This is a genomic window from Bogoriella caseilytica (assembly GCF_003752405.1).
GTDB classification, from domain to species: domain Bacteria; phylum Actinomycetota; class Actinomycetes; order Actinomycetales; family Actinomycetaceae; genus Allobogoriella; species Allobogoriella caseilytica.
In genome coordinates this window covers 1,504,724-1,526,313 of record NZ_RKHK01000001.1, presented here as the reverse complement: position 1 = coordinate 1,526,313, position 21,590 = coordinate 1,504,724, and the positions used below count along the sequence as shown (strand labels likewise).

Here is a 21,590-nt window from a genome sequence, read left to right as displayed (position 1 = left end):
GACACTTCGTCACCACTGACACTCAAGCCGGTGGCTGTCGCCAGCCGCAGGGTCCAAGGTCCCTGCTTCCTCGGGCCTTTGGTCCCGACGGATTTCAGCTGGCGGCGCGGGAACTATCGATGAGCGCCCGGCCGAGGTCACGTGCCACCGGGAGCGGTTCGTGCGGGGCGCCGCGCAGCAGGCTGGCCAGGATCCCGTTGTAGATCAGGAGCAGTCCGTGGGCGAGCGCCTCAGGTTCGCGATAGCCCAGTGCGGTGGTGAGGGCCTGCAGGCGGTTGGCGACCAGAGCGGTGTCTTGCTCCAGCAGGGCGAAGACGGGATCAGACGCCGGGTCGGCGGGGCGGGGCCGCTCCGAAGCCGTGGCCAGGAAGCAGCACCACTGGGTGGGGCCGGCCGCAGCGCGGAAGGTCGCCACGGCGTCGAACAGGGAGAGGAGCTTGCCCTCCGGGCTGTGCGCCCGCTCCAGGGCCGCGTCCCAGTGCTCCACCCAGGAATCGAAGCGGCGGCGCAACACTTCGCGCAGCAGGTTCTCCTTCGAGCGGTGGTGCTTGTAGAGCGTCACGACGGACACCCCGGCCTCGGCGGCCACCGCGTCCACCCCGGTCACAGCGATGCCATCGCGGAAGAAGAGCAGTTCCGCAGCGTCAAGGATGCGGTCCCGGGTGTGCAGGGTGGTCACCATGGGTCTACTGTAACGATCGTTATGGTGAAACGATCGTTACAGGCCCCAGAGGTCGAGGTGCCCGCCGCTGCACAGGGCCTGGGCACCGCTCTGGCCGGGATGCTGCTCATTGCCACCACCTACGGGATGGCACGCTTCGGCGTCGGGCTCTTCGGCCCGGCTTTCGAGGCGGAGCGGCCAGAGCTCGCGGGAGTACTGGGGTGGGCGGCAGCCGCGCAGTTCACCTCCTTCTCCGTGGCCGCACTGCTGGCGGCACGCCTGGTGGGGCCCCGGCCACGGTGGGGGGTGGCGCTCGCCGGTGCCACGGCCGCCGGCGGTTCTCTGGTGGTGGCCTTTGCCGGCCACCCCGCGCTGTTCATCGCCGCGGTCTTCCTCGGCGGGATGGGAGCGGGCTTCGCTTCCCCCGCCCTGGTGCGAATCGTGGACGCCGCGGTGCCTGCGAGCTCGGCGTCCACCGCGCAGGGGGTGGTGAACTCCGGGACCGCGGTGGGTGTGGTCGGCGCAGGAATGGTCGCCTTCACCAGCCCGGGCTTGGCGGCGGCTTGGGTACTGATGGCCGCGCTCTGCGTGGGCAGCGCGGCGATGGTGTGGCTGCGTGGCTCGCGGGCCGATGCGCTGGAGGCCTCGGCAGCTCTGGCCGGGCGGATCGTGGCCGGGCCGCGGCGGGCGCTCGCCGTGCCGGCCGTGGCGGCAGCGGTGGCCGGAGCGGCCTCGGCCCTGGTGTGGACCTTCGGCCCGTTGATGGTGACCAGCGCCGGCGCCCTGCCCCCGGAACATGCTGGCTGGCTCTGGGTGGCGCTCGGGCTCGGCGGCCTGCTCGGCGTCCTCACCGGGGCCCTGGTCCACCAGCTCGGGATCCGCCTCGGCTGGTTGAGCTGCGCTGCAGCACTGGCCCTGGCCATCGGCGGTGTGGGCCTCTCGACGCACGGTCAGCTCCCGGCGCTCGCCTACGGGGGCATGGCACTGTTCGGGGCGGCGTACATGAGCCTGTCCGGCGTGTTGATCCTGTGGGCCCGGGAAGCGTGGCCGGGTCACGGCGGGGAGGGGACGTCCCTGCTGTTCATCGCCCTGGCCACCGGGCAAGCGGTGGGGTCGGCCACCTTCGGGCTGACGGATCTCTCCCGGCCGGGCCTGATCAGCCTGGCCGCGGTGGTCATCTGTGTCACCGGCGGATTGCTGGGCCTGGTGCGATGGCGGTAGCAAAATCTGCGCCCGCGCTGCGTCCGGGGACCTTGGTCCCTGGTGGCAGGAGGCGCCGGCGCGCCACCATGAGCGTGGAGGCGATCCTGATGACCCCACGCCGAGCCCTGACCGTTCTTCTTGCCGCCCCGCTGCTTGCCGGAGCCTCGGCCGCGGCGGCCTTCCTGCTGACCGGCACCCATCGCCGTCTGGGGGCGACGCGTGCCGAGGCGCGGATGCCGCTGCCGGGTGATGGGCTCCTGCAGTGCGCGGTGCAGAACGACCGCGCCAGCACGATCCTGGCGCCTCCGGAGGATGTGTGGCCATGGATCGCCCAGCTCGGGCAGGACAAGGCGGGCTTCTACTCCTTCGAGCTGCTGGAGAATCTCGCGGGCTGCCAGATCCACGGCGCCACCCGCATCCACGCCGAGTGGCAGCACCCCGCGCCCGGCGACCCTTTCCCGCTGCACCCCGAGGCTGTGCTGCGCGTCGCGCAGGTGGAGCCCGGGCAAACCCTGGTGGTGACCTCGGCGGGCGGCCGGCCCCCGGGCGACCTGGACTTCGAGTTCACCTGGGCCTTCCACCTCGCGCCCGAGCTCGGGCCGAGCGGCGAGCCCGCCACGCGGCTGCACATTCGCGAGCGCTACCGCCCGGGGCCGGGGGTGCGGCCGATCATCGAGGTCACGAGCATCATCAGTGCCGTCATGACCTGGCGCATGATGACTCGGCTGCAGGAGCTGGCCGGGCGGAGCCGTTCCGCCGCGTGAGCGGGTTCGGGCCTCACGCGGTCAGCGTCAGCCCTGGAAGAAAAGCCCGCGACATCAGCCTGACTGCGCCGTAGCGTGCCGGCATGCACTCCACTCCTTCCCTGCAGGGCCGTACTGCGCTGGTGACCGGTGCCAGCCGTCGCAGTGGCATCGGTTACGCGGTGGCCGCGCGCCTGGCCTCGATGGGCGCCTCGATCGTGCTGCACCACCACCGCCCGCACGATGCGGATCAGCCGTGGGGCGCCGACGATCTGGCCCAGGTGCGCGCGGGCATCGAGGCCCTGCTCGGGCCCGGCGCCGCCGTGCACGACCTGCCCGCTGACCTCGCCGATCCTGACGCGCCTTCCGCCTTGCTCGAAGGCGCGGTGGCGCGCGCCGGGCATCTCGACATCCTCGTGTGCAACCACGCCCGATCCGGCGGCGACGCAACCCTGGCCGATATGGACGTCGAGAAGCTCGACGGGCACTGGAGCGTCAACACGCGCGCCACGCTGCTGCTCACGCAGGCTTTCGCCGCGCAGCACGACGGCCGCGAAGGTGGCCGGGCAATCTGGATGACCTCGGGCCAGCAGCAGGGGCCAATGGCCGGAGAGGTGGCGTACGCCGCCTCCAAGGCCGCGCTCGCCGGCGTGACCGCCACGGTGGCCTCGGAACTGGCCCGCCGCGGCATCCTGCTCAATACGGTCAACCCCGGGCCGGTGAACACCGGCTACCTCGACCCGGGTATGGGCATCCCCGACGATGCTCTGGCTGACCTGCGCCAGGCCTTCCCTTCCGGTCGGCTCGGCGAACCCGACGACCCGGCACGGCTCATCGCCTGGCTGGTCTCCGATGAGGGCCGGTGGATGGTGGGCCAGGTGCTGAACACCGAAGGCGGCTTCCGTCTCTGAGGCCGTGAGAGCCTGGGCCATGCCCACCACGAACCCCTGGCTCGCCGGGCCTACTCCCACACAGGAGCTGCCGCGCGAGCAGCTCGAGGAGCGGATCCTCAACTTGCTTTCCTCCCAGAACATGGCGGTCGTCGCCACCGTGAATCGCGACGGCTCCCCCGCGGCCACACCAGTGCGGTACTCGAGCCTCGGCGTCGAGATCTTCTACTCCTCCTGGAACGCCTCGGTGAAGTCCCGGAACCTGCGCCGCGACCCGCGGGTCTCGGCCGGGATCTTCGCCCCGCTCGTGGGGCAGGCGAGCAGCCGCGGCGCCCAGCTCTTCGGCACCGCGCGCACACTCGAACGCGACGACCCGGAGGCCGAGGCGTACTGGGAGGCCTTCCGCTGGCAATCGGATCACGTCGAGCGCGGCCGGCCCGTGGAGCAGCCGCCCACCGACCCGCTGACCGTCATCACGCCCACACGGATTCTCTACACCGAACACTGGCTACGGCGATCCGGCTTCGCGCCGCGTCAAACCTGGAGGGCCGGGGTGGATGGCTAGCGGCGAGGCGTGGATCCGGCCGAATCGAGCGCCGCGCGGCGAGCGCGACTGCAGCAGGCGAGGATCGCCGGGAACTCCGCCAACTCGACGACGGCGCGGCACTGTGCACGTCACCTGGCCGAACACGACTCCCAGGCCGAACGCACACTGCGCCAAGCCCAAGAGGAGCTAGCCGAGGTAAAGATCGTCATCGGTGGGCACTCGACCCATGGCCGCCAGCCTAAGCGGGCGCCGGAACTATGCAGCCACCGTCGCTGCTGACGACGCTCGCTGCATACTTTCGTGCGGGCCCGCGCTAGCACCGGCGGGCTCAGACTCGCCGGTACTTCTCGACGTCCAGGTCGCGAGCCGGAGTGTTCTCCATGGCAGTGATGAAGCTCCAGGCGTCGGGGCGAGAACCATCGGCGTCCGTGAGGCCATAGTGCTGAGCCAGTTCGAAGGAGCTCACCGACCTGGTATTCCACTGCTGCCGCTCGGGGTCCCCAGCAAGAGCGGCGATCCCACGAGCGAGCATCGCCGGGGTCTCGGAGATCACGAACTCGTACGGCGGCAGAGCATCCTTCCCCAGGTTCGCTTCGGCACTCTCGCGCCAGGTCTCCTCGGTGACCCCGAAGGCCTCGAGCATCATCTCCGAACGCAACCAGCCCGGCGTCACCGAGACGGCGGTGCCGCCGTGCGCCGCCAGTTCGTGGCCCTGAGCGAAGGCCAGGCGGTCCACGGCCGTCTTGGTGACGTCGAGGAAGACCGTCTCCCGGTAGTGGTTGGCGTTGTAACTGCGCGTCCCATCAGTGACCTCGACAACCAGCCCGCCAGGCTGACGGATGAGGAGCCCGAGCGCGGCGTGGCTCGTGTTCAGGTGCGTGGTGAAACCGGCGTCGAACAGCCGGGCGCCGTCCTCCAGGTCGTACTCCCACAAGGGGGTGCCGAAGTGGACGTAGGCCTCGCCGCCGATGTCGTTGACGAGGATGTCGAGGCGGCCCTGCTCTCGGTCGATGCGGGCCACCAGCTCGCGCACGGCGCCCGCGTCGAGGTGGTCCACCACCGCGGAGTAGGCAGTACCACCCGCCGCGGCGATGAGCTCAGCGGTGTCCTCGATGGTCTCCGGCCGTCCGTAGTCCGAAGGCTTGTCGGCGGTCGAGCGTCCGGTGCAGTACACGGTGGCTCCGGCACGGCCCAGTTCGACGGCGATCGCCCGGCCTGCGCCGCGAGTGGCGCCGGCGACCAGCGCGACCCTGCCGCGCAGCTCAGTTCGAGCTCGATTCTCTTGCTGTGACTGTCCGGTCACGGCACACGTTCCTTTCGGCGGTTCACGCTGACCATGTGAGCCTCTCAGCAGTTCCCGACAGGTGATGTCGCCATTTCTCCGTAGTCTCCTGCCATGCGCACCACGCGGCTGCTGGCGGTCATGTTGGAGTTGAGCCGCTCGAATTCCACCGTGACGGAGCTCGCAACGCGCCACGGCGTCTCGACCCGGACGATCCAGCGCGACGTCGCAGCTCTCCACGAGATGGGCGTGCCGGTGTGGACTCGGACCGGTCCGGGGGGAGGCGTCGGCCTGGTGCACGGCTGGCGGTCACCGCTCGCCGGCATGACCGGCGCCGAACTCCAAGCTCTGGTGATCGGCGAGGCCGCCTCGCGTGGACTCGGCCTGCAGGAGGATTTCGTGACGGCGCGGTTGAAGATGCTCAGTGCGAGCTCTGCGCAGTCGAGGGCGGTGGATGCTGCACACGAGCGGGTGCTGATCGACAACGAGCGTTGGTTCGCCGAGCCCGGGCATCCGGCCGCGCTGCCCGCGGTAGCTCGTGCGGTGTGGTCCGGACGCCGCGTCGCGGCCAGCTATCTCCGGCCAGGGCAGGATGGCCCGGCACAGCGACTACTCGATCCACTGGGGCTCGTGCTGAAGACCGACGTCTGGTACTTGGTCGCCGCCCACCGCCGACGGGTGCGCACGTACCGGCTGTCGCGTCTCACCGACGCACGCGTCCTCGAGGACGTGGCACGGCGACCGCCGGGATTCTCCCTGCGCGAGTACTGGGAGCAGGCCTCGCGCGACTTCGAAGCCTCGATCTACACCCTGCCGGTGCGCCTGCGGATTCCTTCCGGCTCTGTCGCCATGCTGCGCTCGGCAGTGCCGGGCCCCCACACCGTCGCCGCACTGGGAGCGTGCCGGTCGGTGGCCGGAGACCGGATCGAGCTTGAGCTCCTGATGGAGAGCATGGAGATTGCCACGGCCCAGCTGCTCGCAGTGCCCGGCGTCGAGGTGCGCGAACCGGCCGAGCTCCGTAATGAGCTCTACCGGCGTGGCCTGGAGCTGACCGCGCTGAACCACCCTGGGCCGCATCGGGGAGAGTAAGTGGCCAGGAGCGCCACTTACTCTCCCCGATGTCGCGTTACCCCGCAGGGCCCGCGCCTGACGCCGCAAGCCCTGCGTGGCTGCCCGAGATCAGCTGCGTGGACCGGACCGGCGTCGCACTGTGAACAGCGCGAGCGCACCCAGACCCAGAAGGATCGCGGCGACCGCCGCCCAGGTCAGCACCTGAGCACCGGTGTTCGGAAGGCCGCCGGGGGCGAAGTCGCTGCCGGATGCACCGTCGTCGCCAGCGGCATCGCTACCTGCGCCGGTGCCATCGCCAGCGTTGTCACCGCCACCAGCATCATCGCCACCGATGTCGTCACCCCCTGCGTCGTCGTCGCCGGAGCCCTCATCGCCGGTCGGCGGCTCGGTGGGCTCCGGATCGGTGGGCTCCGGCGTGGGCTCTGACTCGGAGGGGATCAGTTCCAGGCCCTCGAGCGCTTCCTGAAGCTGGCCAACCGCGCCGTCCACGCTCTGCTGCCCGGGGCTGGCGGAGCCAAGCACGAAGGCTGCCCGCATCAGCGCGGCATCGAGCGAGGCGAGCGACTCCTCGGTGTAGTCCTCCCGCGAGACGGCTTCGGCTTGTGCCACCAGATCCCGGAGCGCTTCGAGGTCGGCGGGTTCCTCCTCGGAGACCTCGACGAAGGCGAAGTTGTCCATCGAGCCCCAGGCGTCACCGCTGAGGCTCAGTTCGGCCCGGATGGTGGCGGTGCCATCGGCGCCCACGGTGATCGGCTCGGTGACCGGGTACTGCCAGTTGACGAAGCCGCGCAGGGTGAAGTCCGCGGCCACCGTCGAGATCCCGGACTGCGCGGTGATGCGCAGTTGGTCGCTCTGGCCGGCGTCCCCGCCCTGGGCCACGGCCGAGAGCCGGTACTCCCCCGGGGTGAGCCCGGTCAGCTGTTGCTCCACGGTGAAGGAGTAGTCACTCCCGTGCCAGAAGTGCAGCGATCGTGAGCCCTCGTAGGGGTCACTGCTGCTGCTGATCGTGTAGCCCTCACCGGATCCCACCCAGGGCTCAGCGCCGTCCTCGAAGCCGGGGTTGACCACCGTGTTGGCGCCCTGGTCGGCATCGCTGAGCACCGTGATCGTGGCGGTGACGTCGTGCCCGCCGTCGGTGGTGCCGCGCACGGTGTACGTGCCCGGGCCCAGAATCCAGTCGGTGGAGTCGCGCCAGGTGACGGCCTGGGACTCGGTGGTGCCGTCGGTGTAGCTCACGCGCACGGTCTCGGGCAACTCGATCGGCTCCCCGAAGACCACCGTCATCGACGGGCTCTCGACGCCGTCCAGCTCAGGCGGCGCCACGGAACCAGTGCGGGCGTACTCGTAGACCCGCAACGATTCGAGCGGGTTGCCGGCCCAGTCGAAGAGCGCCTGGTTGTCCCAGCCGGAGCCGCCGTACACGTCGGCCCAGTCGTCCTCGGGAATGCCCTCGTACCAGCCGGGGTCGGGGCGGTAGAAGTCCTGGGCGTAGGAGGTCGCCCAACCGGAGCCGTGCTCCTGCCAGGTGGGCCAGTTCTCCCAGAAGAGCTCCTCGCGGTCCGCGCCGTCCTCGGGCACGGTCACCGGGATCCAGGCCGGCTCCCAGTAGAAGGTGCCCAGCCCGCGCCCGTCGGACACATTGGCCACGGCCTGCATGACGTCACGGATCGCCAGCGCCTGGCCCTGTGCGGAGATCGAGTAGGCCGGGTTGCTCACCGAGGCGACGGCGTTCTCCATGCCGTCGCCGTCCTCCAGGGTGTACGCCCAGGAGGTCTCGGCCACCGCCACCTCCTTGTCATAGGTGGTGGCCACGTGGTCCAGCACCGAGGTGAGATTCTCCAGCGAACCGTGCCAGAAGGCGTAGTAGGAGCTGAGGAAGACGTCGTAGTCCACGTCGCGCTCATCGAGCGCCGCCGCGACGGACGCGTACTGACCGGAGCGCTCCGGGTTGGTGAAGTGGACGGCGACCTTCACGTCCTCACCGAGCGTGTCCCGCACCGCGCGGGAGCCGGCATCAAAGAGGGCGGCGGTGTTGTCCCAGCCCTGGGTGCCGGCAATCTCTCCGGAGGTGGTCTCGTTGCCGATCTGGACCATGCCGATGTCGACGCCGGCGTCCGCCATCTGCTCGAGGGTTTCCACGGTGTAGTCGTAGAGGGCCTCGATGCGCTCCTCGTGGCTGGTCTCCGCCCAGGAGCGCGGGACCCGCTGCTGGCCGGGGTGGGCCCAGAAGTCGGAGTAGTGGAAGTTGACCAGCACGCGCATGCCGGCCTCGGTGGCGCGCACCCCGATCTGGGTGGCGCGGTCGGCATCGACGTTGCCGGCGCCGTAGCCGTGCTCGGGGTTCTCCGCGCGGTAGGGCTCGTTCCACACCCGCACCCGCGCCCAGTTGATCTCGGCGTCGGCGAGGACCTCGAAGAGGTCGGCCTCCGCGCCGGAGGAATCCTGGAAGGTCACCCCGCTCTCCTCCAGGGACAGGATCGAGGAGAAGTCGGCGCCATTGATCCAGTCCTCGCCCATCCCCTCCACCCTGGGCACGGTGATGGCGGCCTCCACCGGGCCGTCGTCGGCAGTGTCTGCGAGCGCCGGGGCGGCCAGCAAGGCTCCGGTCAGCGCGGCAGCAGCCACCACGGCGGCGTGGGCGTGACGTCTCACGCGTGTCGACATCATTGTCCTTTCGATCACCATCGATCACCTCCCGCGCGGCGCACGAGAGGGCCTTGCGTCGTGCGGCCGTCAGCCCTTCACGGAGCCGGAGGCCAGACCCCCCACGATGTAGCGCTGCAGAGACAGGAAGAGCACCAGGATGGGCAGCGCGGCGATCACCGATCCGGCCGCGAACAGGCCCCAGCGCGACGTCAGCTGGTTGGAGACCCACTGGTACATCCCGACCGCGAGCGTCCAGTTGCTCTCACTGGTCAGCACGATGCGGGCCAGGATGAAGTCACCGAAGGCGGAGATGAAGGCCAGCAGCCCCACTACCGCCAGGATCGGGGTGACCAGCGGCATGATCAGCTTCCAGAACACCTGGAAGTGGGTGGCGCCGTCGATCTTGGCGGCCTCGTCGATCTCCATCGGGATGGTGTTGAAGAAGCCGTACATCAAGAAGGTGTTCGCCCCGAGCGCGCCGCCGAGGTAGACGCAGATGAGCGCGATCTTGGAGTTCACACCCAGGGCGGGCACCACCTCGCCGAGGGCGATCAGGAGCAGGAACACGGCCACGAAGGCCACCGTCTGCGGGAACATCTGGATGATCAGCAGCGCGGTCAGCGAGGTGCGCCGGCCCTTGAACCGGTACCGGGAGAAGGCGTAGGCCGCCGCCGATCCCATGAGCACCGCGCCCAGGGCGGCGGTACCGCAGATCACCAGGGTGTTGACCACCCACGTCCAGTACAGGGTGCTGCCCAGGGCCTCGAAGTTGGCGATCGAGACGTCGTTGAACAGCCGGGCCGATCCGGCCAGCGACCCGCGCCGGTCGAAGGCCGCCGAGAGCGCGTAGACCAGCGGGAAGGCGGCGTAGAAGATGATGACCAGGGCCAGCACGTACTTCCAGCCGACGTCGAGGATCCAGCGCCGGCGCCGGCCGGCGGCGCGCTGCTGCTCGATCGCCCGCATCCTCTCCTCGCGGGTGGTGGCGCTGCTGAGCTGCGTCATGGCTAGATCTCCTCGAGCTTGCGGGTCTGCCGGAAGGCCACGATCGAGATCAGGCCGATGACGATGAAGACGATGATCGACAGGGCGCTCGCCAGGCCGTAGTCCGCGCGACCGCCGGCGACCCCGGAGATCTGGTAGATCGCGGAGATCAGGATGTCGGTCGAGCCGAGCGGCACGCTCGCGCCCGGGAAGGCGGGCCCGCCGCCGGTGAGCATGTAGATGATCGTGAAGTTGTTGAAGTTGAAGGCGAAAGAGGCGATCGCCAGCGGCGCGGTGGACACCATCAGCAGCGGCAGGGTGATCGCGCTGAACTGGCGCCAGCGCCCCGCTCCGTCGATGCGCGCGGCCTCCAGGACGTCGTTCGGGATGGCTTGCAGCGCGCCGGTGGTCACCAGCAGCCAGTAGGGGTAGGTGAGCCAGAGGTTGACCCACAGCACCGCGCCCTTGGCCAGCCAGGGGTCGGTCAGCCAGCCGATGCCGGCGCCGAAGAAGAACCACTCGTTGACCACGCCGAACTCGGAGTTGAACATGCCGCGCCACAACAGGGCGGACATGAAGGCCGGGAAGGCGTAGGGGAGGATGAAGATGGTGCGCAGGATCTTGCGGCCCTTGACGCGCGGATCGTTGTAGATCAACGAGATGAACAGGCCCAGGGCGAAGCTGAGGACCACCGAGAGCCCGGCGAAGGCGAAGGTCCAGACCGTCACCTGCGCCAGCGGTCCGGCGTAGGCGGCGTCGGTGAAGGCCCGCACGAAGTTGTCGAAGCCGACGTTGACGTACCAGCCGGCGGCCAGGCGATCGCCGTCCTCGCTGACGAAGCGGCCCCGGTCGCTGGCGAAATAGACGACGCCGGTATCGGTGTTCGTCAGGGTCTGGGCCTGGGGGTCCCATTCCAGGCTGGAGGTGTAGATCGCACCGGAGGAGCCCTCGCGAGTGCGGATCGAGCCGTCCTCGGCGTCCTCGGAGACCGGCACGCGCAGGCTGGTGACCTCGTTCTGCAGGTCGGGGTCGCTGAACAGCTCGGCTCGCGGCACCACCTCCCAGCCGGGCACCTCGGTGGGCACGCCCGCCTCGTTCACGGCCGCTTCGGCGACGGCGTCGAGCGGCTCATCCTCCGAGCCCACGTAGACCACGCCCTCGGCGTCGGTGATGGCGAAGCCCACCTCTCCGCCGTCGCGGACCACGGCCAAGGGGTAGGTCGGAGAGTCCTCCACCCGGCGTTCATCCTGGATCAGGGCGGCGTCGACAGCCTGGTCCATGGAGCCGAGGTGGCCGGTGCCGTAGTTCGTGAAAGCCACGTAGCCGGTGTAGACCAACACGAAAACCTGGAAGGCACCGAGGAAGACCAGGCCGGGGAAGAGGTACTTCAGCGGGATCGCGCGGCGGGAGAAGTAGATCCAGTTCGCGAGCGCCAGCAGCACCGCCAGCACGCTGAGGATGACCCAGGAGTCGGCGTTGTACGCCGAGAAGATCGCGGCCAGGCCGAAGGCGTTGACCAGCATCATCACCAGCAGCTTGGCCAGGAAGCTCCAGCCGTTGCCCACCCAGTTGCGGGCGTGGCCGGTGGGTTCGCGCTGCCCGCGGTCCTTCTGGGGCCGCTGCATCACGAACGGGGGGCGGGCTGCCATCTGCACTCCTCGGTGAGTCTGGCCTGGCGTGACGGGTGACCGGGCAGATCCCGGTCAGGGGGTGGGATCCCGGGGCGGGGCGCCTGTGTTGCGCATGCCCCGCCCCGGGAGTTCAGAGGGTGATCCGATCAGTCGGCGATCGCGTTCTCGACGTTCTCGACCATCGTCGGCCACACCGACTCCGGGTCCTCGCCGTTGATCAGCGCGATCTGGACGGGGTTCCAGAAGTCCCACACCGCACCCATTTCGGGGATGTTCGGCATGGGCACGCCGTTCTGCGCGGAGTTCAGGAAGCCCTCGATGATCGGGTCGGAGGAGACCTCCTCGGCCACGGCCGTCAGCGCCGGGATGCGCGGGTCGGCGTCGTAGAGAGCCTGCTGAGCCTCGTCGGTGGACATGTAGTTGGCCAGGAACTCGTTGGCGAGCAACGCGTTCGAGGCCTGCGAGGACAGGTAGAAGCCCTGCACGCCCACGAAGGGAGCCGCGGTCTCGTCACCGGCGGCGGGGATGGGGCCGACCGCGACGTCGACTCCGGCCTCGGTGAAGGTGGGGATGGTCCACGGACCCTGGACGATGAAGGGCGACTCACCGGTGGCGAAGAGCTCGTTGCCGATGTCGTAGTCGATGGTGTCCGAGAAGTACCCGGTACCGGCGGAGCCGTTGTCGTAGAGCCACTGCGCGTAGGCCAGGCCGGCGTCGCCGCCCTTACCGACCTCGTTGGTGTAGGAGCCGTCCTCGTCCTGGACGAAGACCGGCGCACCGAAGGAGGTCTGGAAGGCGTAGGAGGTGTACTGGTCACCCTCGGGGCCGTTGGTGTAGAAGATGATCGGCCGGTCGGCGAAGCCGGCGTCGGTGGCCATGTCGATGAGCTCGTCCCAGGTCTCGGGAGACTCCTCGCCCACCAGCTCGGTGTTCTGGATCAGGCCCACGGCCTCCTGCGCGTAGGGCAGGGCGTAGAGCTGGCCGTCGTAGGTCAGCGCCTCGAGGGTCACGTCCTCGAAGTCCGCTGCGCGGTCGCCGAGGTCGATGGTGTCGACCACGCCGGACTCGACGAACTCGCCGAGCCAGTCGTGCGCGCCGACGGTGATGTCCGGGCCCTCGCCGGTGGGTACCTGGGCGAGGAAGTCCGAGCGCAGGTCTTCGAAGTTCTTCTGCACCACGGTCACGGTGGCGCCGGTGTCGGCCTCGAAGTCCGCGGCCGCGTTGCGGATGGCCTCGGCGCGCTCGGCATCGGACCACACAACGAGCTCGGAGCCGGAGGCGTCGCCGCCGGCGTCCTCCTCACCGTCGGTCTCGTCGGTCTCGTCGGGTTCGGTGGTTTCGGTGTCGTCGGTCTCAACCTCGGCCGGTTCAGCGTCTCCGTTGCCGCCGCAGGCTGCGAGCAGGGAGGCGCTCGCGAGGAGAGCGACGCCGATTCCTACGTTCTTGCGCATGGATTGTCCTTCCTCATGGGCGCCGGTGGCGCCGCTGAAGCGATCACGCCATCGCGATCGCCGGGTGTTGCAGGTGGTGCCGTACTGGAATGGTGGTGCGGTACTGCTGGTGCTGCGGTCGGGCCAGGCGGGGGCCGCCTAGCGGTCGTGGGTGTTGTCCAGCCGGACGACGGCGGTGCCGCCGGCTGCGATCGTGAGTTCACCGTCAACGGGGCGCTGGGTGAACAGGTCGGTGCCGCGGGCCTTCAGCGCCACGGGTTCCTCGCGGTGGTTGACCGCGATGGTGTACGCGGCGTCCTCGCCGTGGCGGGTCATCACCTCGAAGCCGTCCGGGTAGGTCCCCGGTACGGGGCCGTCTGCGGCCAGGCCGGCCTCGTCGTAGACGGCGCGGAAGACCGGGGCCAGGGCCTCCAGGCCCAGGGCGGTGGAGACGTACCAGCCCGCGCCCTCGCCGTGCTGGTGGCGGGTGATGGCCGGGGCGCCGTCGGCGGGGCCGCCGCGGTAGGTGCCGCAGACCTCGGCGCCGGAGAGGACGAGGTCCTCGGCCCACACGGAGGTCTCGAGCTCGGCGGCGTCGAAACTGACGGCCACCTGCTCGCCGGTGCGGATCGGCAGGTACTCCTCGACCGTGACGCCGAGGGCGTCCTGCAGGGGTGCACCGAAGCCGCCGGGGTGGACGGCGTCGTGCTCGTCGACCGCCGCGGCGAAGCAGGACACGAGGAGGGTGCCGCCGCAGGACACGTAGTGGGTGAGGTTCTCGGCGTGGGCCTGGGTGAGCAGATAGGAGGCCGGGGCCACCACCAGGCGGTAGCCGGAGAGGTCATCGCCGGGGTGGGCGAAGTCCACTGGGACGCCGTCGCGCCAGAGCCGCTCGTAGTAGGTGCGCATCCGCTCGCGGAACTGCAGCTCATCGGAGGGGCGCCATTCCAGGTCCTGGGCCCACAGCGATTCCCAGTCGTAGAGCACCGCCACATCAGCGCTCACGCGCGAGCCCTGCAGTTCGCCCAGCTGGGCGAGCCGGCCACCCAGCTCGGTGACCTCACGGAACACGCGGCTCGTCGGGCCGGCGTGCGGGAGCATCGCGGAGTGGAACTTCTCCGCCCCGGAGCGGGAGGCCCGCCACTGGAAGAACAAGATCGCGTCGGCGCCGCGGCCCAGGTGGGTCAGGGCGTTGCGCTGCATCTCGCCCGGGCGCTTGGCGATGTTGTGGCCCTGCCAGTTCACCGCCGAGGTGGAGTGTTCCATCAGCATCCACGGGCGCCCGCCTGCCACCGAGCGGGTGAGGTCGGCCGAGAGGGCCAGCGCCACGTGGGCTTCGGGGTCCGGGGACCACAGGTAGTGGTCGTCGGAGACGATGTCGACCTCGCGCGCCCACTTCCACAGGTCGGTGTTCCAGGACTGGTGGGCCATGAAGTTCGTGGTGACCGGCTGCTCGGCGTGGGCGCGGATCGCCTCGCGCTCCAGGCGGAAGCACTCGCGGAGCTGATCGTCGGTGAAGCGGCCCCAGTCCAGCTTCATCGCCGGGTTGACGGTGGTGGGGGTGGCCGCAGGGGCCACCACGTGCTCCCACTGCGCATAGTGCTGACCCCAGAAGGCGGTCCCCCAGGCGGCATTCAGGGCCTCGAGCGTGCCGTAGCGGGCGCGCAGCCAGGACTGCCAGGAGGCGACGGCGGCGTCGGAGAAGTCCTCGGCCACCGGCACGCCGTACTCGTTGTGCACGTGCCAGAGCACGACGGCGGGGTGCTGGCCGTAGCGGCGGGCGAGCTGGTCGGCCATGCGCACGATGGCCTCGCGGTACTCCGCTGAGGCGTGCGAGGCCATGCCGCGGGAGCCGAAGCCCATGGGCACGCCGTTCTTGTCCACGGCGCGGGCCTGCGGGTAGGCGGCGAAGAACCAGGCGGGCGGAGAGACGCTCGGGGTGGCGAGGTCGACGGCGATGCCGTGGGCGTGGAGCAGGTCGAGCAGTTCGTCCAGCCAGGCGAAGTCGTAGACGCCCTCGGCGGTCTCGAGCAGGCCCCAGGAGAAGATGCCGACGCTCACGAAGTTGACGCCGGCCTCGCGCATGAGCGCGACGTCCTCGTCCCAGACCTCGCGCGGCCACTGCTCCGGGTTGTAATCGCCGCCGTAGGCGATCTTCCCCGGGAGGGGCCAGTTCTTTGCCAGCATGACGCTCCGTCGAGTCAGGTCAATCGTGGTTCACGATGGGGGTGTCGCTCGGGGCGACCTCTGGTCCATACTGTGAACGTGCACAGTCCATGATGTCAAGGGGGCACAGATGCCTGCAAGGAAGCTGCGACAACAATCGTGTAACAAGTCTGTGCTCGTGCACAGCTTGATGTCGGTTTCCGGTGGCCGGCGGCCCGGGTCGCGCTCCGGTAACGTTCGCGAACGCACTGCGGCCGTGGGACCGCGAGCCTCGCTGCGGCTCGCAGGCTCTAGGGTCTGAGTCCATGGACGTCCATGCCGCACCGCCCAGCGCGCTCTCCCCGGGCGAGGCGCAGCGCAAACGGCCCACCATCAAGGACGTCGCCGCCACGGCCGGGGTCTCCCGCGGCACCGTGTCCCGCTTCCTCAACGGCGGGAAGTGGGTCTCGCCCGATGCGCGCGATGCCGTAGAGCGCGCCATCCGCGAGACCGGCTATCGCGCCAACCAGCACGCCCGGTCCCTGGTGACCGGCCGCGCCGATGCCATCGCTTTCCTGCTGGCCGAACCGCAGGACCGGCTCTTCGCCGACCCGAACTACGCGCCGCTGCTGCGCGGCGCCGCCGAGGCCCTGGCCAGCCGGCAGATGACGCTGACCCTGCTGGTGGCCGGTACGCCGGAGGAACGCGCGAACGTGGTGGCCTACCTCGAGGCCGGTCACGTGGACGGCGCCATGCTGCTCTCTTCGCACGAGAACGAACCGCTGCTGGATGAGCTCCTGGCGCGCAACGTGCCGCTGGTTTCCTGCGGGATCCCGCTGGGCCGGAGCGACCGTGTGGCCTCGGTGTCGGTGGACGAGGTGGGCGGCGCGCGTGAGATGGTGGCGCACCTGCGCTCGCGCGGGCACCGGCGGATCGCGATGATCACCGGTCCGCTGGACCTGCCCGGCGGGCGGTACCGCCTGCAGGGGTTCCGCGAGGAGATGGGCGAGGATTTCGATCCGGCCCTGGTGGCCCACGGGGATTACGGCGCCGAGTCCGGTGCGCACGCCATGACGGCGATCCTGGAGCGCTCGGCGGATTTCGATGCAGTCTTCGCGGCCTCCGATGCCATGGCCGCGAGCGCGATCTCCGTGCTGCGTAAGGCCGGTAAGCGGGTTCCCGAGGATGTAGCCGTGGGCGGCTTCGACGATTCGGGTCTGGCGGTGAGCCTGGACCCGCCGCTGACCACCATGCGTCAGCCCTTCGACCGGATCAGCGCGGAGATGGTCTCGCTGCTGCTGGAGATCATCGGCGGCGGGCCGGTGAAGTCGGTGACGATGCCGGCCTCGATCGTGGTGCGCGAGAGCGCCTGAGGGGCGGGGGCCGGGGGGCGGTGCGCCCGGGGGGGGCGGTGCGGCACTGGCCCCGGCCCCGGAGGCCCCGACGACCCCGCCTCAGACTCAGACTCAGACCCCGGGATTATGCACGGAGAGTCGCTGGGAGCGACGCTCACTGCATAATTCTCGGCGCCGGTGGGGTGCGTTTCCGAAAGGGGAGCCTCAGCGACGCCTCCACGGGTCCTCCGGCCGGGATCCCGGCTGAAAGCCCACCGACTCAGCGAGCAACGCGGCCTCGGGGAAGCCGTTGGCGAGCTTCGTCGGGTCATGCGCGTCGCTGCCGAAGGTGACCTCCCGGCCCCCTTCCTCGGCCCACCACTGCACCTGCCAGGCGCCCAGACGCCGCGTGTTGAGTTCCAGCGCCCGGCCGCTGTGCGCGATGGCGCGCATGGCGCCGCGGAAACCTTCCTCGAAGCGGGCGGGGTCGAAGGGCCCCTCGGTGGCCACGGGCCAGCTACGCACCGCGTAATCGATGTGGGTGAACACCGAGAAGCTGGAGGAGCTGGCGATCATGCGGGGGATCTCCTCGAGGTAGGCCCACATGACGTCCGCGGCCGGCAGGTGTCGAAACATGGTGTTCGGTTCGGCACGGTCGTCGCGGAAGGGGAGGGTGTGCAGCGAGCCGTTGACCCGGTCGAGAGCCGTGAGGTCAACGACGTCGGCAACGCGGTCGTCACTGCGGTGCGGTTGGCCATACTCGATGCCGGCGAGGATGCGGAGATCGGGGAAGGCCAGACGGCACCGGTCGATGGCCTCGAAGTAGCGGTCGGCCTGGAACCGGAGCGGATGGAACCGGCCCTCGCGATACATCGGGGTCTGGTGGCCCATGACGTCGTCCGGATCGGTGATCCACGAGTCGAGGTCGACGTGCTCGGTGAAGATCAGCGCGCGTAGTCCGATGGCGGCCGCGCGCTCGCAGGTCAGCGTCATGCGGCCCGCGGCAGCCGAGTCGGGCCCACCCGTGTCCCAGGAGAACTCGCTGTGCACGTGCGAGTCGCCAGGCAGCTCCATTCCGCGAGGCTAACAACCGGGCTCGTCAAGATGAGGCGCGCTCACGCTTCAGGCAGCGGGGTGTGCTGGTGGAGCAACAGCACCGGCTCACCGTCGGTGCGGTAAACGCTGGTGAGGGAAGCGCGATAGGTGGTCTCTCCCCGCCGGCCCTCGAAGGTATAGGCGACGGCCTCGGCGCCGTCGTTGATCGGGACGAGCTGACCGTCGGTGATGCTGATCGTGTCCCATCCCGGGGAGTCATCCATCGCGGCGGCACACTGCTCGAGGTTCAGCACCATGCCGGGGAGGACGAAGATCGCCTCAGGGGCGCACATGGCCCGGTAGCGGTCGCCGTCGCCGGTGGCGAGGAGCCGTTCCCGCTTGAGGAGCTCGGTCAGCCGGGCGGCGTCAGTCTGAGCGCTCATGGGGCGATCCTGCCATTGGCGTTGCGGAGGTTCGCGTTGGACCGGAGGGCAGGGGGACCAGCGTGGTCTTCCCGGCCCCTGTGGCACCGCTCTGCGGCTATCCGGAGCTGCTGGCGGCGGCTCCGATCACCCAGTAGAGGTCGTTGTTCGCGATCACTTCGACGTGGACCGGAACATCGTTCTCGAGGCGATTGCCCTCGCCATCGGCAGTCAACCCCATACTCAGTTGCGACACGCCCTGACAGTCCTCGGAGAAGCGCTCCTCGCCGTCAACTCGGATAGTCACCTCCCCAGTCCCGAGGCACTGGAGCCTGACCAGACGTTCGGACTCGGCAGCGGGGATCTCATAGGTCGCCAAGCCTTGACCCACATGCGGTGTGATCAGGACGTTCTCCTGAAGGGCCACTGAGTAGCCATGCGCAAGCACAGCGAGGCGTCTCCACCGCGGCACTCCCGGCTCCCCGCGGCCGCTCATCGTGCGCAACACGAGTGCTGAAAGGGACTGGCTGCAGGCCTCCGAGTTCGAGCGGAGGCCGGCCGCTAGCTACTGTGTCGCCATGGCTCAGATCGTCGTTTACGGCACACGTGACTCGATCCAGAAGAACCGTCGCACTCTCTCCGATGCCATCCACCGTGCGGTCAGAGCTGCGCTCGCGTATCCCGTTGAGAAACGTTTCCATCGATTCATCGCCCTCGACCCGGAGAACTTCATCTACCCAGAGGATCGGGGTGATGAGTACACGATCATCGAAGTGTCGATGTTCGAAGGTCGGTCTGAGGCCGCCAAACGACGACTGATCCGCGAACTCTTTGCACGGATCAAAGCAGAGGTGGGAATCCCTCCGCACAGCGTGGAGATCACCATCACCGAAACCCCGAAGGTGAACTGGGGCATCCGGGGGCTTAACGCGGAGGACCTCAGCCTCGGATACGACGTCGATGTCTAGGGTGGTCATGTGACTCGCCACTCCGAGCTGCGCGCCGATCACCGGAACGCAGGGACCCGGCACGCGCGGTCGCCCCACGCCCTCAAGGGCGCCCGCGTCGTGCCAGTCCCGGAGACGGAGACACTGTGGGAGAACCTGCGTGAAGGGCGCCCTATCGACGCGGATCTCGACGGCACGGGCGAAGAACCCCCTGCAGATGCACCCGAAGAACCCGGCAACGGCGACGACGACCCGAGCGCCCCGCCCGGGGGGCCGGCGCCCGTCGAACCGGAACCGGAGCCGACCCCGGAATGCACCCCCTGAGTTGCTTGCGAACGCTCTCTGAACCGCCACACAGCCCGGAGCCGTGGCGGTAAACTCTTCCCGGGTGCACGCAGCGGTGCGCCCATCGTCGCGTCTATGTTGATTACTACTAATGGACGCTTCAGAGCTTTATGGGCGAGCCATACCCTGACCTTCGGCGCCAACACCATGGCGACCCTCATCTTTCCAGTGTTGGTCGTGGCGGACCATGCCAGCCATGACGCCGCTCCGGCAGCCATCGCTTTCGCCTTTGGCCTGCCCTGGTTACTCATTGGACTACCGGCCGGTGTGTGGGCAGATCGGATTCAGCCGCGCCTGCTCATCGTCTGGTCGTGCCTGGCACGGGCTGCCACCCTCGGCACGGCTGCGGTCCTCATTCAGTCGCACGGAGGCAGGTCTGACATCACCCTCACTGCACTGGCAGCCGGTCTCGGAACAACCCTGGTGGTGCAGGCGGTGGCCACCCAAGCTGCCATCCCTGATCTCGTCGAGCCAGAGGAGCGTCAAGAGGCGAATACCTGGCAGTTCCGCGCCACCAGCGTGATCGAACTGCTGAGCTATATCGTTGCCGGCCTCCTCACCTCGGGGAACCTCGCCATCGGCCTAGCAGCCGCCGCCGCTGCCTCATTGAGCGGTGCCGCCCTGGCGACCCGGATCAGCGACCTACCCTGCCGTCACGGTGGCCGGCCCGAGGTGATGGCAGGGTTCCGGGCCCTCCTCGGACCAGGGACGACCCGTCAAGCAACGGTCGTCACGACAGTCTGGCGGGTCTCGGCGGGACTAGGAGCCGCACTGTCCGTCCCCTACCTGTTGGAGGCACAGCAGGTCAGGTCTGGCGCCCTTGGTATCGCTATGGCGGGCGTCGGAGTCGGCGCTTTCCTGGGCTCCGTCACCCTCGGAAGAATCTCCGACAAGGTGCCTCACACTGCGCGACTCTGGCGGATCATGCTGACTGTCGGAGCGCTCGGAGGAATCGTCCGAGCCGTCGACTACCCCCACCCTGCTGCCAGCGCTATCGCCTTCTCGCTCGGCGGAGTACTGATCGGAGTCGCACTGTCGACGACGAGCATTCTCGTGATCACTCAGCGGATGAACACCGTGGACCGCGCGCACATGGGGCAGGCTGCTGCCGCCTTCTCGATCCTCAGCTGGGGAGCTGTGCCCGTCGGCGCGCTTATCGCAGCACCCATGTTGGCCACGTTCGGTCCGGAACTCGCCTTCCGAGTGGCCGCTCTCGTCCTGCTCCTGTGCCCCGCGCTCTCGCTACTCCCGCCTTTGGGACGCCGACTCGAGATGTGAGGGGCTGGGTCGTCGTGCGGGAGCTCGGAGTACCGCCGTCACAGCCGCTCGCATCTGCTGGTCACTTGTCGCTCAAGGAAGTCTGGCCGGCGTGCCGCGCGTTGCGTGAAGGGCCCGACCCGCCCCTACGGCACCACCATGCGGGTCCACTGGTCGTGGCCTCCATCGTCGGACCAATCCCAGGTGACGAATCCACCGATGGTGCCCATCAGCTCCAGCTTCAGGCCGCTCCGCAGCGCGCAAAGTCCAGACTCTCCTCGATCACGGTGAGTGCCGCTTCGAGTTCCGCTGCATTCCGAGGGCCGTAGATCATGAACTCTGTGCCGTATTCCGCGTACTGATGCGGTTCGGCCCAACCCAGCCGAAAAAGCTCATCTCCACGCTCGGCGGGCAGCACCAGATGCACGCTGGTGTCGTTGACGCCGTGCAGGTGGACCGGCTCGAGCCGCATGCCTGGCGCAAGCGACGTCTCCGGGGAAGTCTCTTCTGGTTTGCCGACGAGGTACACAGCCCTCGACGACGGAGGCGACACTTGGCTCGCCCCCTCGACAACCCCGTCCATCGAAAGGACCCTCGCAACAAGCTCACCCCACAGAGCTGCCGGCGCACACTGATCCACTTGCCGGTGCGGCCCCTCATCGGAGGTCACCGGACGCGCCCCCGGCCTCTGCTCGCTCAGCACGCCCGGACTCTACCCACGCCATCGCCTCAGGCACCATGCTTTTGAGGTGCGCGGCATCGCAGGTTCTCGCCAAAACCGACCTCGACCTGGTGCTCACAGACCCCGGACAGGAGCGGCCGTGCTACGGATGACGACTGCGGTGACGGTATGCGCGCCTCGCTCCGTGCCCCTCACCAACCGCCGGCCACACCCTGGCCTAGTCGTCCTTGCGGGGGTGCGGATGTACTTCACCAGCGCCACACAGCCCAGGATCATCAAGACCAGCGCCGTGGAGACCATGACGATGTAGACCGCGCTCCAGATGAGGTCATACG

The 21,590-nt window shown here is 69.1% G+C and carries 21 protein-coding genes; 10 read left to right on the top strand and 11 right to left on the bottom strand.

Translation table 11 applies throughout. The features are described 5' to 3' along the window. Nucleotides 1-94: 94 nt before the first annotated feature. Nucleotides 95-682, bottom strand: coding sequence for a TetR/AcrR family transcriptional regulator (locus EDD31_RS06840; RefSeq protein WP_123303493.1), 588 nt, complete (start codon nt 680-682; stop codon nt 95-97). Nucleotides 683-706: 24 nt separating this feature from the next. Between EDD31_RS06840 and EDD31_RS06835 the strand changes: the two genes are divergently transcribed. The 4 genes from EDD31_RS06835 to EDD31_RS06820 all read left to right on the top strand — a co-directional run bounded on the left by EDD31_RS06835 (nt 707) and on the right by EDD31_RS06820 (nt 4,062). Then, nucleotides 707-1,882 carry an MFS transporter gene (locus tag EDD31_RS06835; RefSeq protein ID WP_170163220.1) on the top strand — a complete coding sequence of 392 codons (1,176 nt, stop codon included), beginning with the start codon at nt 707-709 and terminating at the stop codon, nt 1,880-1,882. Between the two features lie 89 nt (nt 1,883-1,971). Further along, nucleotides 1,972-2,628 (top strand): hypothetical protein, encoded by a 657-nt coding sequence (locus EDD31_RS06830; RefSeq protein WP_123305252.1) that lies wholly within the window; start codon nt 1,972-1,974, stop codon nt 2,626-2,628. A gap of 83 nt (nt 2,629-2,711) precedes the next feature. Then, nucleotides 2,712-3,518: an SDR family oxidoreductase gene (locus EDD31_RS06825; protein WP_123303491.1), complete on the top strand. Its 807-nt coding sequence runs from the start codon at nt 2,712-2,714 to the stop codon at nt 3,516-3,518. A 19-nt stretch (nt 3,519-3,537) separates the two neighbouring features. Beyond that, nucleotides 3,538-4,062 (top strand): pyridoxamine 5'-phosphate oxidase family protein, encoded by a 525-nt coding sequence (locus EDD31_RS06820; RefSeq protein ID WP_123303490.1) that lies wholly within the window; start codon nt 3,538-3,540, stop codon nt 4,060-4,062. A gap of 310 nt (nt 4,063-4,372) precedes the next feature. Here the strand turns inward: EDD31_RS06820 and EDD31_RS06815 are convergent, their stop codons facing one another. Next, on the bottom strand, nt 4,373-5,347 hold the full coding sequence (locus EDD31_RS06815) for an SDR family oxidoreductase (protein ID WP_123303489.1): 975 nt from the start codon (nt 5,345-5,347) through the stop codon (nt 4,373-4,375). Between the two features lie 93 nt (nt 5,348-5,440). On the opposite strand from EDD31_RS06815, the gene EDD31_RS06810 reads away from it, so the two are divergent. Continuing rightward, nucleotides 5,441-6,415, top strand: coding sequence for a helix-turn-helix transcriptional regulator (locus EDD31_RS06810; RefSeq protein ID WP_123303488.1), 975 nt, complete (start codon nt 5,441-5,443; stop codon nt 6,413-6,415). A gap of 90 nt (nt 6,416-6,505) precedes the next feature. Here EDD31_RS06810 and EDD31_RS06805 read toward each other — a convergent pair whose 3' ends face one another. From EDD31_RS06805 to EDD31_RS06790, 4 genes are all read right to left on the bottom strand, one after another. After that, nucleotides 6,506-9,049, bottom strand: coding sequence for a glycosyl hydrolase 53 family protein (locus tag EDD31_RS06805; RefSeq protein ID WP_245990993.1), 2,544 nt, complete (start codon nt 9,047-9,049; stop codon nt 6,506-6,508). 81 nt (nt 9,050-9,130) lie between these two features. Next, nucleotides 9,131-10,048 carry a sugar ABC transporter permease gene (locus tag EDD31_RS06800; RefSeq protein ID WP_123303486.1) on the bottom strand — a complete coding sequence of 306 codons (918 nt, stop codon included), beginning with the start codon at nt 10,046-10,048 and terminating at the stop codon, nt 9,131-9,133. Between the two features lie 2 nt (nt 10,049-10,050). After that, complete coding sequence (locus EDD31_RS06795) at nt 10,051-11,676, bottom strand: ABC transporter permease subunit (RefSeq protein WP_245990990.1); 1,626 nt, start codon at nt 11,674-11,676, stop codon at nt 10,051-10,053. A 128-nt stretch (nt 11,677-11,804) separates the two neighbouring features. Further along, nucleotides 11,805-13,109 carry a sugar ABC transporter substrate-binding protein gene (locus EDD31_RS06790; protein WP_123303485.1) on the bottom strand — a complete coding sequence of 435 codons (1,305 nt, stop codon included), beginning with the start codon at nt 13,107-13,109 and terminating at the stop codon, nt 11,805-11,807. On the opposite strand from EDD31_RS06790, the gene EDD31_RS14725 reads away from it, so the two are divergent. Then, on the top strand, nt 13,108-13,251 hold the full coding sequence (locus tag EDD31_RS14725; RefSeq protein ID WP_170163219.1) for a hypothetical protein: 144 nt from the start codon (nt 13,108-13,110) through the stop codon (nt 13,249-13,251). The genes EDD31_RS06790 and EDD31_RS14725 overlap by 2 nt on opposite strands. Here EDD31_RS14725 and EDD31_RS06785 read toward each other — a convergent pair. Next, complete coding sequence (locus EDD31_RS06785; RefSeq protein ID WP_123303484.1) at nt 13,248-15,275, bottom strand: beta-galactosidase; 2,028 nt, start codon at nt 15,273-15,275, stop codon at nt 13,248-13,250. The genes EDD31_RS14725 and EDD31_RS06785 overlap by 4 nt on opposite strands. Before the next feature lie 284 nt (nt 15,276-15,559). Between EDD31_RS06785 and EDD31_RS06780 the strand changes: the two genes are divergently transcribed. Further along, complete coding sequence (locus tag EDD31_RS06780) at nt 15,560-16,606, top strand: LacI family DNA-binding transcriptional regulator (RefSeq protein WP_123303483.1); 1,047 nt, start codon at nt 15,560-15,562, stop codon at nt 16,604-16,606. A gap of 186 nt (nt 16,607-16,792) precedes the next feature. Here EDD31_RS06780 and EDD31_RS06775 read toward each other — a convergent pair whose 3' ends face one another. The 3 genes from EDD31_RS06775 to EDD31_RS14630 form a co-directional block, all read right to left on the bottom strand. Next, nucleotides 16,793-17,641: a PHP domain-containing protein gene (locus EDD31_RS06775; RefSeq protein WP_123303482.1), complete on the bottom strand. Its 849-nt coding sequence runs from the start codon at nt 17,639-17,641 to the stop codon at nt 16,793-16,795. Nucleotides 17,642-17,682: 41 nt separating this feature from the next. Next, a complete protein-coding gene (locus EDD31_RS06770; RefSeq protein ID WP_123303481.1) occupies nt 17,683-18,045 on the bottom strand; it encodes a nuclear transport factor 2 family protein in 363 nt (120 codons plus the stop codon). Nucleotides 18,046-18,142: 97 nt separating this feature from the next. Next, a complete protein-coding gene (locus tag EDD31_RS14630) occupies nt 18,143-18,331 on the bottom strand; it encodes a hypothetical protein (protein WP_148058891.1) in 189 nt (62 codons plus the stop codon). 271 nt (nt 18,332-18,602) lie between these two features. Here EDD31_RS14630 and EDD31_RS06760 point away from each other — a divergent pair, with 271 nt between their 5' ends. The 3 genes from EDD31_RS06760 to EDD31_RS06750 all read left to right on the top strand — a co-directional run bounded on the left by EDD31_RS06760 (nt 18,603) and on the right by EDD31_RS06750 (nt 20,594). Beyond that, on the top strand, nt 18,603-18,992 hold the full coding sequence (locus EDD31_RS06760; RefSeq protein WP_123303479.1) for a tautomerase family protein: 390 nt from the start codon (nt 18,603-18,605) through the stop codon (nt 18,990-18,992). A gap of 9 nt (nt 18,993-19,001) precedes the next feature. Beyond that, nucleotides 19,002-19,295: a hypothetical protein gene (locus EDD31_RS06755; RefSeq protein ID WP_123303478.1), complete on the top strand. Its 294-nt coding sequence runs from the start codon at nt 19,002-19,004 to the stop codon at nt 19,293-19,295. 96 nt (nt 19,296-19,391) lie between these two features. After that, nucleotides 19,392-20,594 (top strand): MFS transporter, encoded by a 1,203-nt coding sequence (locus EDD31_RS06750; protein WP_342768027.1) that lies wholly within the window; start codon nt 19,392-19,394, stop codon nt 20,592-20,594. Nucleotides 20,595-20,814: 220 nt separating this feature from the next. Here EDD31_RS06750 and EDD31_RS06745 read toward each other — a convergent pair whose 3' ends face one another. After that, nucleotides 20,815-21,276 carry a luciferase domain-containing protein gene (locus EDD31_RS06745; RefSeq protein WP_245990987.1) on the bottom strand — a complete coding sequence of 154 codons (462 nt, stop codon included), beginning with the start codon at nt 21,274-21,276 and terminating at the stop codon, nt 20,815-20,817. Between the last annotated feature and the right edge of the window lie 314 nt (nt 21,277-21,590).

What these genes read in the sequence shown, in the direction of transcription:
- EDD31_RS06840 (WP_123303493.1), bottom strand. Translation starts at nt 682, where the DNA reads ATGGTGACCACCCTGCACACCCGGGACCGCATCCTTGACGCTGCGGAA.
- EDD31_RS06830 (WP_123305252.1), top strand. Translation starts at nt 1,972, where the DNA reads ATGACCCCACGCCGAGCCCTGACCGTTCTTCTTGCCGCCCCGCTGCTT.
- EDD31_RS06825 (WP_123303491.1), top strand. Translation starts at nt 2,712, where the DNA reads ATGCACTCCACTCCTTCCCTGCAGGGCCGTACTGCGCTGGTGACCGGT.
- EDD31_RS06820 (WP_123303490.1), top strand. Translation starts at nt 3,538, where the DNA reads ATGCCCACCACGAACCCCTGGCTCGCCGGGCCTACTCCCACACAGGAG.
- EDD31_RS06810 (WP_123303488.1), top strand. Translation starts at nt 5,441, where the DNA reads ATGCGCACCACGCGGCTGCTGGCGGTCATGTTGGAGTTGAGCCGCTCG.
- EDD31_RS06800 (WP_123303486.1), bottom strand. Translation starts at nt 10,048, where the DNA reads ATGACGCAGCTCAGCAGCGCCACCACCCGCGAGGAGAGGATGCGGGCG.
- EDD31_RS06795 (WP_245990990.1), bottom strand. Translation starts at nt 11,676, where the DNA reads ATGGCAGCCCGCCCCCCGTTCGTGATGCAGCGGCCCCAGAAGGACCGC.
- EDD31_RS14725 (WP_170163219.1), top strand. Translation starts at nt 13,108, where the DNA reads ATGGATTGTCCTTCCTCATGGGCGCCGGTGGCGCCGCTGAAGCGATCA.
- EDD31_RS06790 (WP_123303485.1), bottom strand. Translation starts at nt 13,109, where the DNA reads ATGCGCAAGAACGTAGGAATCGGCGTCGCTCTCCTCGCGAGCGCCTCC.
- EDD31_RS06785 (WP_123303484.1), bottom strand. Translation starts at nt 15,275, where the DNA reads ATGCTGGCAAAGAACTGGCCCCTCCCGGGGAAGATCGCCTACGGCGGC.
- EDD31_RS06780 (WP_123303483.1), top strand. Translation starts at nt 15,560, where the DNA reads ATGGACGTCCATGCCGCACCGCCCAGCGCGCTCTCCCCGGGCGAGGCG.
- EDD31_RS06775 (WP_123303482.1), bottom strand. Translation starts at nt 17,641, where the DNA reads ATGGAGCTGCCTGGCGACTCGCACGTGCACAGCGAGTTCTCCTGGGAC.
- EDD31_RS06770 (WP_123303481.1), bottom strand. Translation starts at nt 18,045, where the DNA reads ATGAGCGCTCAGACTGACGCCGCCCGGCTGACCGAGCTCCTCAAGCGG.
- EDD31_RS06760 (WP_123303479.1), top strand. Translation starts at nt 18,603, where the DNA reads ATGGCTCAGATCGTCGTTTACGGCACACGTGACTCGATCCAGAAGAAC.
- EDD31_RS06750 (WP_342768027.1), top strand. Translation starts at nt 19,392, where the DNA reads ATGTTGATTACTACTAATGGACGCTTCAGAGCTTTATGGGCGAGCCAT.